10 protein-coding genes are annotated in these 11,117 nt (G+C 63.6%); 9 read left to right on the forward strand and 1 reads right to left on the reverse strand.

All coding sequences use genetic code 11. The annotated features are described in order from the left end of the window. Positions 1–24: 24 nt before the first annotated feature. The 9 genes from LB532_RS26870 (at position 25) to LB532_RS26910 (ending at position 9,298) form a co-directional block, all read left to right on the forward strand. Entirely contained in the window at positions 25–1,131 is a 1,107-nt protein-coding gene (locus LB532_RS26870; protein WP_140638372.1) for an NAD-dependent epimerase/dehydratase family protein, read from the forward strand. Further along, entirely contained in the window at positions 1,128–2,207 is a 1,080-nt protein-coding gene (locus tag LB532_RS26875) for an NAD-dependent epimerase/dehydratase family protein (RefSeq protein WP_140638371.1), read from the forward strand. The genes LB532_RS26870 and LB532_RS26875 overlap by 4 nt, the downstream gene beginning before the upstream one ends. Further along, complete coding sequence (locus tag LB532_RS26880) at positions 2,204–3,496, forward strand: TIGR04295 family B12-binding domain-containing radical SAM protein (RefSeq protein WP_140638370.1); 1,293 nt, start codon at positions 2,204–2,206, stop codon at positions 3,494–3,496. The genes LB532_RS26875 and LB532_RS26880 overlap by 4 nt, the downstream gene beginning before the upstream one ends. Beyond that, complete coding sequence (locus LB532_RS26885; protein ID WP_140638369.1) at positions 3,481–4,581, forward strand: glycosyltransferase family 4 protein; 1,101 nt, start codon at positions 3,481–3,483, stop codon at positions 4,579–4,581. Before LB532_RS26880 ends, LB532_RS26885 begins: the two co-directional genes overlap by 16 nt. 2 nt (positions 4,582–4,583) lie before the next feature. Beyond that, positions 4,584–5,714, forward strand: coding sequence for a glycosyltransferase (locus LB532_RS26890; protein ID WP_140638368.1), 1,131 nt, complete (start codon positions 4,584–4,586; stop codon positions 5,712–5,714). Beyond that, the gene (locus LB532_RS26895; protein WP_140638367.1) at positions 5,711–6,802 is read left to right on the forward strand and encodes a glycosyltransferase; all 1,092 of its coding nucleotides are present in this window, start codon (positions 5,711–5,713) and stop codon (positions 6,800–6,802) included. Before LB532_RS26890 ends, LB532_RS26895 begins: the two co-directional genes overlap by 4 nt. After that, positions 6,802–7,905: a glycosyltransferase gene (locus LB532_RS26900; protein WP_140638366.1), complete on the forward strand. Its 1,104-nt coding sequence runs from the start codon at positions 6,802–6,804 to the stop codon at positions 7,903–7,905. The genes LB532_RS26895 and LB532_RS26900 overlap by 1 nt, the downstream gene beginning before the upstream one ends. A gap of 23 nt (positions 7,906–7,928) precedes the next feature. Further along, positions 7,929–8,972 carry a UDP-glucuronic acid decarboxylase family protein gene (locus tag LB532_RS26905; protein WP_140638365.1) on the forward strand — a complete coding sequence of 348 codons (1,044 nt, stop codon included), beginning with the start codon at positions 7,929–7,931 and terminating at the stop codon, positions 8,970–8,972. 140 nt (positions 8,973–9,112) lie between these two features. Continuing rightward, positions 9,113–9,298 (forward strand): hypothetical protein, encoded by a 186-nt coding sequence (locus LB532_RS26910; protein ID WP_140497402.1) that lies wholly within the window; start codon positions 9,113–9,115, stop codon positions 9,296–9,298. A gap of 3 nt (positions 9,299–9,301) precedes the next feature. Here LB532_RS26910 and LB532_RS26915 read toward each other — a convergent pair whose 3' ends face one another. Next, entirely contained in the window at positions 9,302–11,056 is a 1,755-nt protein-coding gene (locus LB532_RS26915) for a hypothetical protein (RefSeq protein ID WP_140638364.1), read from the reverse strand. Positions 11,057–11,117 lie beyond the last annotated feature (61 nt).

Here is an 11,117-nt window from a genome sequence, read left to right on the forward strand (position 1 = left end):
AGGTCACCAGTCCGAGGAGTTGTCGTGAAACGTATACTGGTCACAGGGGGCTGTGGTTTCATTGGTCGCCACGTCGCACAAGAATTCGCCGATCACGGTTATTCGGTTTGCATCCTAGATGCATTGCTGGATCAGGTGCATGCAGGCGAAGCGGTCAACCTTCCCGCTGGAGCCGAACTGATCAAGGGCGACGTGCGCGATCGCGAAGCCGTCACCAAGGCGCTGAACGGCGTCGACGGGGTGGTTCACCTGGCCGCGGAAGTCGGCGTCGGCCAATCCATGTACGAGATCGCCCGCTATGTCGGCGCCAACGATCTCGGCACCGCAACACTGCTCGAGGCGTTGATCAAGCACCCGGTCGAGCGGATCGTCGTCGCGTCCTCGATGAGCGTCTATGGCGAAGGTCTGTACGCCACGCCCGACGGCCGGCGCATCGGCAACGCCCGGCGCAAGGCCAACGATCTCAAAGGCGGACAGTGGAATCCCTTGTCTGCGGACGGTCAACCCCTCTCGCCGTTGCCGACAGACGAAGAAAAGCCGGTCGATCTCGCATCCATCTATGCATTGACGAAATATGCCCAGGAACGCGCCGTGCTGATCTTCGGCGAAGCCTATGGCGTGGATGCGGTGGCGCTGCGCCTGTTCAACGTTTTCGGCGCCGGACAGGCGCTTTCAAACCCCTATACCGGCGTGCTGGCCAACTTCGCCTCGCGTCTCGCCAACGGCAAGCGGCCGATGATCTTCGAAGACGGCCAGCAGAAGCGCGATTTCGTTCATGTACGTGACGTCGCCCGCGCCTTTCGCCTAGCGCTGGAGCAACGCCAGGCGAAAGGCCACGTCATCAACATTGGAAGCGGCCGGGCTTATGCGATCCGCGATGTCGCGCGCCTTTTGGCCGAAGCCATGGGAACGCCGGACCGCTCGCCCGAGCTGCTCGGCAAAGCGCGTTCCGGCGACATTCGCAACTGCTTCGCCGACATTTGCAAGGCGCGTGAACTGCTGGGTTTCGAGCCGGGGCGGCAGTTGGAGAATTCCCTCGGCGACTTCGTTTCCTGGGTGCGCAACACGATTGCCATCGATCGCGGCGCCGACATGAAACGCGAGCTCGAAGAACGCGGGCTGGTGTCATGAAGCCGGGTCGGCGCAACCGTCGCCAAGCACCTGTCGCCATCGTCGGCGGCAGCGGCTTCATCGGGTCCAATCTCGCCGACAGCCTGTTGTCGGACGGCGAGCCGGTGCTGGTGATCGACAATCTCAGTCGCGCCGGTGTCGAACAGAACCTTGAATGGTTGTCGCACAAGCATGGAAGCCGCCTCACCTTGGAAACCGTGGATGTGCGCGACGCCAACGCCCTGGCTTCGGCCCTGACGGGGTCGAAAGCCATATTCCACCTGGCCGCGCAGACCGCCGTCACAACCAGCCTGGTTCGACCGGGCGAGGATTTCGACATCAACCTTAGGGGAACTTTCAACGTTCTGGAGGCGGCGCGACAGAGCGGCGAACGCATCCCGGTGATCTTCGCCAGCACCAACAAGGTGTACGGCAGCCTCCCCGACATCGCGGTTCGCCCGGAGGGCGAGCGCTATGTGCCCTGCGACCCTGCGATCCGCACCGAGGGCATCGGCGAGGGCCGCAGCCTGGACTTTTGCACACCCTATGGCTGCTCCAAAGGCGCGGCGGACCAGTACGTGCTCGACTACGCCAAGTCCTATGGCTTGCCGACGGCGGTCCTGCGGATGAGCTGCATCTACGGCCCACGCCAGTTCGGAACGGAGGACCAGGGCTGGGTTGCGCATTTCCTGCTTTGCGCGCTTTCGGGGCGGCCGATAACCATTTACGGCGACGGCAGGCAGGTGCGCGACATCCTGCACGTCTCCGACGCGGTTGCGGCCTACAGGGCCGTGCTCGACCGGATCGAGACGATCACGGGCCAGGCGTTCAATCTCGGCGGCGGACCGGAAAATGCGCTCAGCCTGCGCATGCTGTTGAGCGAGATCGGCAGCCTGACGGATCGAGCACTGTCGGTCCGCTATGAGGCAGAGCGGACCGGCGACCAGCCCTTCTTCGTCGCCGATACCAGGAAGATGCAAACCACGCTTGGCTGGGCGGCGCATGTTTCGTGGCGCGAAGGCATCCGCGACCTCGCCGAATGGTTGCAGCATCACCGGCTCGAACCCCACGCCGAAGCCGAGAGGTACGTCGCATGAAAATCGCGTTGGTCAATCCGTTCTGGACCTACGACGACAGCATCTATTTCGGCTGCCGCCAACCGCATCTGCCGCTGGAACTCGGCTACTCGAAAGCCTTGCTCGAACGGGCCGGCCATGAGGTGCTGATGCTGGACGGACAGCTTCAGAAGCTTGACAATTCCAGCCTTTCCGAACGGGTGGCCGAGTTCGCGCCGGCAATGACGGTCGTCACCACTGCGCCGACCTATCTGTTCTGGCGCTGCGCACCGCCAGAATTGCGCGTGCCAGCCGATTTTCTCAACCGCCTTGCCGGGCGCGGCGGGCGCACCGTCGCAGTGGGGCCGCATGGCTCGGCGACACCGGCGCCAACCCTGCGCAAGCTCGGCGTCGACATCGTCGTGCGCGGCGAATGCGAGGAGGTCGTGGCCGACCTCGCGCGGCGCCACGATTGGAGTGCGGTGTCGTCAACCGCCTACTTTAGCGAAGCAAGGCTGGTCTCGAACGGCGCCGTCCACGCCAGTTCGTTCGTCGACCATCCGCCGCTCGAATGGCCGTCAGACTGGATCGCCGCGCACGCGCACCACCATCACAGGTTCGACGACCACCAAGTGGGGTTCGGCGCGGAAGTCGAGGCATCGCGCGGCTGCCCTTACAATTGCAGCTTCTGCGCCAAGATGGATTTCCGCGATGCCTATCGCCGCCGAAATCACGAGGCGGTCGTGACGGAGATAGACCGGCTGATCGCCCAAGGTGTCGGCTACATCTACTTCATCGACGAGATCTTCCTGCCGCAGAAAGCCTTGCTGGAGGCACTGATCGACCGCGAGGTGAAGTTCGGCGTACAGACCCGCATCGACCTGTGGAAGCCCGAGCTTCTGGAATTGCTTGGCGCGGCAGGTTGCGTGTCCATCGAAGCGGGCCTCGAAAGCCTGACGGTAGAGGGCCGGGCCATGCTGGCCAAGCGCTGCCGGCTGGGCACGGAGGAACTCGCCGCGCTCCTCGTCGACGCAAGACGCCATGTTCCCTTCGTCCAGGCCAACCTGATCGGCGTGGTCGAAGATGACCCTGCCCTGGTCGACCACTGGCGAAACCACCTGATAGACAACGGCGTATGGGCCAATGAGCCGGTACCGCTCTATCCCTATCCGAGTTCGCCCAGCTATCGCGAGCTTTGGGGCGAGCCCGACGACATCGCCTGGGAGCGCGCGCATGAGCACTATCTCGCATCGTTCCAAAAATTCAGCGACATCCAGGAGAAGCGCCCGCGTCCGCTGGCGGAGCTGGAGGCGACATGTTGCGGACACTGACCCCGCGTTCGCGGCGCATCTTGATGACGGTCGATGCCGTGGGCGGCGTGTGGCGGTACGCGCTCGATCTGACCCGGGAATTCGTGGACGGCGGGGACAGCGTTTTGCTTGCCGGTCTTGGTCCGGAACCATCCACGCAACAAGCCGAAGAAGCACAGTCCTTAGCGACACTGACCTGGCTGAACACGCCGCCGGACTGGATGACCCGCAATGCCTGCGACCTCGATGCGTTGCCGGGGGAGTTGCATGCGCCCATTCGTGACCACGCCATCGACCTTGTTCATCTCAATGCGCCGACGCAGGCAGTGGGGCTCGATGCGCCCTGCCCTATCGTGGTGGTCTCGCATTCCTGCGTGGTCACATGGTTCCATGCCGTCAAGGGACAGGCGGTGGACAGTGCATGGGACTGGCAGAAGCAGCGCAACAGGCGCGGCTTCGACACGGCCGACGCCGTCATCGCGCCGAGCCACAGCCACGCCGGCGTGCTCGAAACCTGCTATGGACAAATCGCGCGTCTCAATGTCGTCGCCAACGGCGCCCGCCCGGTAGCGAAAGCCGAAAAGCGTCAACCGCTCGTCTTCGCCGCCGCCCGCTGGTGGGATGAAGCCAAGAACGCCGCGGTGATCGACCAGGCCGCGTCGATAACGCAATGGCCCGTCTTTGCAGCCGGTTCCACGCAAGGTCCGGACGGCCAGCGCGCCGGCTTCAGCCATGCCGTCGCTCTCGGAGCGCTACCGCATGATGAGATGCGCTCCCTGATGGCGCGCGCCGGAATCTTCGTGTCGCCATCGCTCTACGAGCCGTTCGGCCTGGCGACGCTGGAAGCGGCCATGTCGGCAACGCCGCTGGTTCTATCCGACATCGCCACCTACCGCGAGTTATGGGACGGGGCCGCGTTATTCTACGACGCGCGCGATCCGCATGATCTCGCCGCCTGCATCAACCGTCTCTCCGCGGATGCGCAGCACAGGCGGGAGCTCGGATGGGCAGCCCTGCGCCGGAGCCGCAGGTTTTCGTTGGCGAGGCAGGCAGCGGCCATGCGCGACGTCTACGACAAAGCGGCCCTAGCGATGGCGGAGCGCTGATCATGCGCTTTCTGTTCTATACCCATTCGGTCGTTTCCGACTGGAACCACGGCAACGCACATTTCCTGCGCGGCATCATGCGGGAGCTGGTCGCACGCCAGCATCAGGCGATCGCGCTGGAGCCGGCGGACGGCTGGAGCCGCTCGAATCTGCTGGCCGAGAAGGGCTCCTTCGCCATCGAGCGCTTCAGGAACGATTTCCCAGAGCTGATGCCGGTGACCTACGATGCCGGCTTTGACCACGAGGCCTGGATCGCCGATGCGGACGTGGTGGTCGTCCATGAATGGACCGAGCCGGACCTCGTAGCGCGCATTGGTCGCGCCAGGGCCAGGGGCGGCAATTTCATCCTCCTGTTTCACGACACCCACCACCGCGCCGTGTCGGCGACCGAGGCGATCTCGGCGCTCCAGCTGGAGCATTACGACGGCGTCCTCGCCTTTGGCGAAGCGTTGCGCGAGAGCTACCTGCGCGCCGGGTGGGGCAAACGCGTCTTCACCTGGCACGAGGCGGCTGACGACCGCCTGTTCAGACCGCACCCGGAGATCCGCCCTGCGTCAGACCTGATCTGGATCGGAAACTGGGGCGACGACGAGCGTACCGCAGAACTCAAGGAATTTCTGATCGAGCCGGTGCACGAACTCGGCCTCGAGGCCACCGTTCATGGCGTGCGCTACCCCAGGCAGGCGCTCGCCGATCTCGCAGCCGCCGGCCTGCGCCATGAAGGTTGGATCGCCAATGCCGACGTGCCGAAGGCGTTCGCAGCGCATCGTGTCACGGTACATGTTCCGCGCCGCCCCTATCGGGAAGGCCTGCCCGGCATTCCGACCATCCGCGTGTTCGAGGCGCTCGCCTGCGGCATTCCGCTGATTTCGGCCCCTTGGTCCGACACCGAGCAACTGTTCAGACCAGGCGTCGATTTCCTGTTTGCGGACAATGGCTCCCAGATGCGGCAACACCTCCGGGCCGTACTCAGCGACGCGGATTTCGCTGCCTCCTTGGCAGCGTCTGGTCTTGAGACCATCCGCCTGCGGCACACATGCCGGCACCGCGTGGACGAGTTGTTCGGCGTGCTCGCCGAATGCGGACCTCAACACATCACCAATCCGACCGCCGCAAAGGAAGCTGCTGAATGAAGATCGCTTTTTATGGATCGAGCCTGTTGTCGTCCTACTGGAACGGCGCCGCTACCTATTACCGTGGGTTGCTCAAGGCGCTTTCCCAACTCGGCTACGAAATCACCTTCTATGAACCTGACGTCTATGACCGCCGGAACAACCGCGACATCGAGGCGCCGGATTGGTGCGCCGTCGTCGTCTACGAGGCGACCCGGCACGCGCTGATGCAGGTGGCGGCGCAAGCCGCCGAGGCGGATATCGTCGTCAAGGCGAGCGGCGTCGGTTTCGAGGATGAGGCGCTGCTGCGTGCCGTGCTCGATCACGCGCGTCCTGACGCGCTCGTCGTGTTCTGGGACGTGGATGCTCCAGCGACGCTCGGCCAATTGCGCGATGAACCGGACCATCCGCTGCATGCCGCGCTACGGCAAATCGATCTTGTGTTGACCTATGGCGGCGGCGACCCCGTGGTCTGGGCCTATCGCGCCATGGGAGCGAAGGAATGCGTGCCGATCTACAATGCGCTTGATCCTGAAACGCACCATCCAGTCGCCAGTCAGGCGCGTTTTGCTTGTGACCTCGCCTTCCTCGGAAACCGGCTGCCGGACCGTGAGGCGCGCGTCGAGGCGTTTTTTCTCGATCCGGCCAGCCGTTTGCAGGAGCAGCGTTTCCTGCTTGGCGGATCGGGCTGGGGCGACAAGCCGCTTCCCGCCAATGTCAGTTGGCTCGGCCACGTCGGCACCCGCGACCACAACGCCTTCAACGTCACGCCTAAGGCGGTGTTGAACATCAGCCGCGACAGCATGGCCGCAAACGGCTTTTCGCCGGCCACCCGCGTTTTCGAGGCGGCGGGCGCCGGTGCCTGCCTCATCACGGATGCGTGGCTGGGTGTCGAACTGTTCCTGAAACCCGGCGAGGAGATTCTGGTCGCGCGCGACGGCGGCGATGTCGCCGAAATCATGCGCACCTTGCCCCCCAACCGGGCAAAGGCGATCGGCGCGTCCGCACTGCGCCGCGTCCGCGGCGAACATACCTACGCCATGAGAGCGGCGGTGACCGACGCGGTCTTGAAGCGGCACTTCGAGCGCGGGACCGTGGAGGCGGCGTGATGACCAAGCGGCTCAACATCGTCTTTCTCGGCCTGTCCCTCTCCTCGTCCTGGGGAAACGGTCACGCCACGACCTTTCGAGGCCTGCTGAAGGGCCTGCACGAACTCGGCCATCGTGTGACATTCCTTGAGCGTAACGTGCCGTGGTACGCCAATCATCGCGATTTGCGCGATCCCGATTTCTGCGCCCTGCGCTATTACGAAACCACCCATGAGTTGCAACAGGACTGCGCACGATGCCTGCAACAGGCGGATGTCGTGGTCGTCGGGTCCTTCGTTCCGGAGGGGCGCGCGGTCATCGACATTGCCGCGGCGCTCTGCAAGGGGGCGCTCTGCTTTTATGACATCGACACGCCGGTGACCCTGGCAAAGCTTTCGACGGATGAATGCGACTATCTTAGTGGGCGCCAGATTCCGTATTTCGATGTCTATTTCTCCTTCACCGGCGGGCCGACGCTTGGCCGACTGGCGCAGGATTTCGGTGCGCGCCGCGCCGAACCGCTCTACTGTTCGGTCGATCCGGAACGGCATCACCGAACCGCCGACCCGGTCGGTTGGGATCTTGGTTATCTCGGCACCTACAGCACCGACCGGCAGGCAACGCTCAACGCGCTGTTGCTCGAGCCCGCACGGCGCATGCCGGACCGCCGTTTTGTCGTCGCCGGCTCGCAATATCCGCCCGACATCGTCTGGCCCGAAAATGTCGAACGCATCGAACATTTGCCGCCGGCCGATCATGCCGCTTTCTATAGCCGCCAGCGCTACACGCTCAACGTCACGCGCAGATCGATGATCGCCGCCGGATGGTCCCCCAGCGTGCGCCTTTTCGAAGCGGCCGCTTGCGGTACGCCGATTATCAGCGATCGCTGGCCAGGTCTCGACAGCTTCTTTCCTGCTTCGGCGATCCACATGGCCGACAAGGGGGATGACATCGTCGATATCCTGCTCAGGGAATCCGAGCACGCCCGGCTCGCCATGGCCGGCCGGGCGCGCGAAGTCGTCCTGGGAGCACATACCGGTGCGGCCAGGGCCCGCGAATTCGTGTCGCTGCTGACAGGACCGAGAGCGGCGATGATCGATGTCGATATCGGAACCGCAGCATGACTGAAAGACAGGAGAAAACAGCGATGCGGCAAACAAGAAAAGCGCGAAGGGCGAAGACAGTGCTTGTCGCCGGCGGCGCGGGTTTCCTCGGCTCGCATCTTTGCGAAACGTTGTTCCGCAACGGCTGGCGTGTGATCTGCGTCGACAATTTCCTTACCGGCCGCATGGACAACATCGTCTCTATCATGGACCAGCCGCGCTTCCGGCTGATCGAGCAGGATATCTGCCGGCCACTGAACCTCAGCGAGCCGGTGGATCGCATTTTCAACCTGGCATGCGCTGCTTCGCCGCCTCGCTACCAGGCCGATCCGATACACACCACGCGCACCTGCGTCATCGGAACCCTCAACCTGCTCGAACTCGCCGTCCGCAACAACGCACGATTCCTACAGGCGTCGACAAGTGAAGTTTATGGCGACCCGGAACAACATCCGCAACGGGAAGACTATGTTGGCCATGTGAACTTCACCGGCCCGCGCGCCTGCTACGACGAAGGCAAGCGTACCGCCGAAACGCTTTGCTTCGATTATCTGAGAGCGGCAAAAGCCGATATTCGCGTGGCCCGCATCTTCAACACCTACGGTCCCAGGATGGACCCCGCCGACGGCCGCATCGTCTCGAACCTGATCATGCAGGCGCTTGAGAAGCGCTCGATGACGATATTCGGCGATGGGTTGCAGACAAGGTCCTTCTGCTACGTCTCCGATCTGATCGACGGTATGATGCGCCTGATGGATCTCGATCCCAATCCCGGGAAACCCGTCAACCTGGGCAATCCCGGAGAATTCACCATCATGCGACTGGCATCCATGGTGAGGGACATGACCGGAACCAAGTCGGATCTGAAATTCCTGCCCTTGCCGCAAGACGACCCCCGCCGCAGGCAGCCCGACATCTCGCGTGCAAAGGCGCTGCTCGGCTGGACGCCGAAAGTGCCACTCACGCAAGGGCTGATGCAGACGATCGGATACTTCTCCAATCTCGAAACCAGCGGGATCGACGGCGGCCGGATGACAGCTGTTGCGACAAACGCAAGATCGGGCAGGTTGCAAAACCTTCCGGCCTGAAGCCAGGCCGCCGCAGCCACGTGCCCCCGGCATGACCGCTCAAGCACGGTCATGCCTCCTGCCGCACTTTTGCGGATTGCCCGGAACATCCTGGCGAGCTCGGGGTTTGACGATGAGACCCCGCTATGGAGAACGGACCCGTGCAACCCAAACGATCCGCAAAGGATATCGAGCAGATTGCGGAAAGAGAGACGGCTGCCTTTCTGCGACGGGCCTCCATCACCTATCTCGAGTGCTGCGTCAGCCTGATGATGACGCATCTGCAGCGCGAGGAAGTGGCCACCATTCTCGAACGCGAAGCGGACATGCTGCGGAGACTGGACTGATCGTCAGGGCCCGGACCTCTCCAGGAAGCGTAGCAGCCCATTCTTGTACCGCGTTGCCGCAGCTACCAGCCTTGGCTTCTCCGGGCCATGCTCGGATCGGGCAGCAACGTTCCAGAGTCCCAGTTGAAACGCCAGGTAGCAAGGTTCGAGATAGTCAATGAGGCCGGTATCGATATTGAGCCGCTCCCCGGCTTCCATGTGGTGGACCAACGTCGCTAGCTCGCTGTCGGAAAATCCATATTCGACGCGAGCGCCGGCAATATCCCACTCTATGGGCTGGCAGCCGATCAAATCATGTCCCCGGCAGTGGTCGACGGCATCCGTCTTGACCAGCGTCCCGTCGGCACAAACGAGAAACTCCCACGGGTGAAGCCTTCCGTCGATCTCGACCCGTGACAGCGCTTGTGCGGGGCCTTGCTTCGAGAACCAGTTCCGCAGCTCTGCCGCGCACTGCTCGCCAAGGGCTTCGGCGCCATTGTGGATGGCCATCTCAACGAGTTCCGGCAATGGAGCACCGGGCTCCGGAGTTCCCAGATTGGCCGCACGCCAGGCGAGATAGCGTGCGAGCTTCGCGACAAGCCTGTCTTTCGATAGGCTTGCCTGATCCATTGTCTTGCCGTCGACCCACCGTTCAACCAGAAAGCCGTGGCAAAGCCCGACGATCCGCGGTCCGAAACCGGCTTCGTTCAGCATCTCTGCGGTTTGCATCTTGCGCTGCCCGATTTGACCGAGGCCGGCAAATTTGACGAGCCACCGATCGCGTCCTGCGGACGCCAGGAATTTTCGCCGCTCGATGCCGCGTTGACTGGGCGGCCAGAGCCTCTCCTCGGCGTAGTGGAGGTTTCGCCACTCTCCAGCGGATATTTCGGACAGGGCCAATTGCGGGCTGCCGGTCGCCTCCGCCACCCAATCGCGTAACGTCGGCATTTGCGCGCCGCCCGGGAAGGTGCTTTCGAAGGCCATCGCCACATGTTTGCGGCAACCCGACCATGTCTCACGAACCTCCTCAGAGGCTTCGGCACCCGGGCCACCGGAATGGCTGGGGAACAGGTGGATGCGGGCCCTACCGATGCCCAGCCGCCGCAACCACGCGACGACGGCGTGCATCGAACTGCCCGACAGGCCGGGGCCCTCGTCGACGACACCGAAGCAGGCGGACGGCTTGTCCCTCCAGGCGCCGATCAATTCCGGGTCGGCGTTGACATGCCTGCGGAAAGGATGGCCGATCGGGCGCACGCTGATGGGTGCCGGCGCGTCGATCGCCGCGGCGACCAGGGCGGCAAGCCCGAGGCCAATGCTGCGGATGCCGATGACGCATGTATTCGCGTCGAGGCCTGATGCCCGCGCCGCGCCGAGATAGCTTTCCGGATAAAGCGCATAATGGGCGTACCCCTCGGCCGTGCCGGTAAGAACCTTGCCCTGGCAGTCGAGCGCCGCCAGCATTTGCCTCAGCACGGGATCGACGGCGCCGCTTACCGCGAAGCCGCTTTGCCAGGACCTCGCCACTTCCGCCGCAAGGCCGACCAGCAGCTTGGCGCCTTGCCGCTGCCGCGGCGAAGCGGTGTCCCCGCCGCCGGCCTCGAACTCGATATCAGCCAGCGCCTGGACCAGTTCCGAGACCTTGACGAACAGCCCTACCAAGGCAGCGTGGCGTTGGATGCCACAGGGCATGCGATCGAGGCTTTCCGCCATTTTGCCTGCAGCCTTGCGAAGCTGCCGCGCGTCTTCCGTTCGTTTGTGGTCGCCGTAGACGATCATCGATCGATTCCAAGCCTGCCGTGCGCCAACGCCGCTTGCGCGGCTTCGATCCATCCTGCCG

It is taken from the genome of Mesorhizobium sp. ESP-6-2, assembly GCF_020164675.1.
Classification (GTDB): Bacteria; Pseudomonadota; Alphaproteobacteria; order Rhizobiales; family Rhizobiaceae; genus Mesorhizobium.

What these genes read in the sequence shown, in the direction of transcription:
- LB532_RS26875 (WP_140638371.1), top strand. Translation starts at nt 1,128, where the DNA reads ATGAAGCCGGGTCGGCGCAACCGTCGCCAAGCACCTGTCGCCATCGTC.
- LB532_RS26880 (WP_140638370.1), top strand. Translation starts at nt 2,204, where the DNA reads ATGAAAATCGCGTTGGTCAATCCGTTCTGGACCTACGACGACAGCATC.
- LB532_RS26885 (WP_140638369.1), top strand. Translation starts at nt 3,481, where the DNA reads ATGTTGCGGACACTGACCCCGCGTTCGCGGCGCATCTTGATGACGGTC.
- LB532_RS26890 (WP_140638368.1), top strand. Translation starts at nt 4,584, where the DNA reads ATGCGCTTTCTGTTCTATACCCATTCGGTCGTTTCCGACTGGAACCAC.
- LB532_RS26895 (WP_140638367.1), top strand. Translation starts at nt 5,711, where the DNA reads ATGAAGATCGCTTTTTATGGATCGAGCCTGTTGTCGTCCTACTGGAAC.
- LB532_RS26900 (WP_140638366.1), top strand. Translation starts at nt 6,802, where the DNA reads ATGACCAAGCGGCTCAACATCGTCTTTCTCGGCCTGTCCCTCTCCTCG.
- LB532_RS26905 (WP_140638365.1), top strand. Translation starts at nt 7,929, where the DNA reads ATGCGGCAAACAAGAAAAGCGCGAAGGGCGAAGACAGTGCTTGTCGCC.
- LB532_RS26915 (WP_140638364.1), bottom strand. Translation starts at nt 11,056, where the DNA reads ATGATCGTCTACGGCGACCACAAACGAACGGAAGACGCGCGGCAGCTT.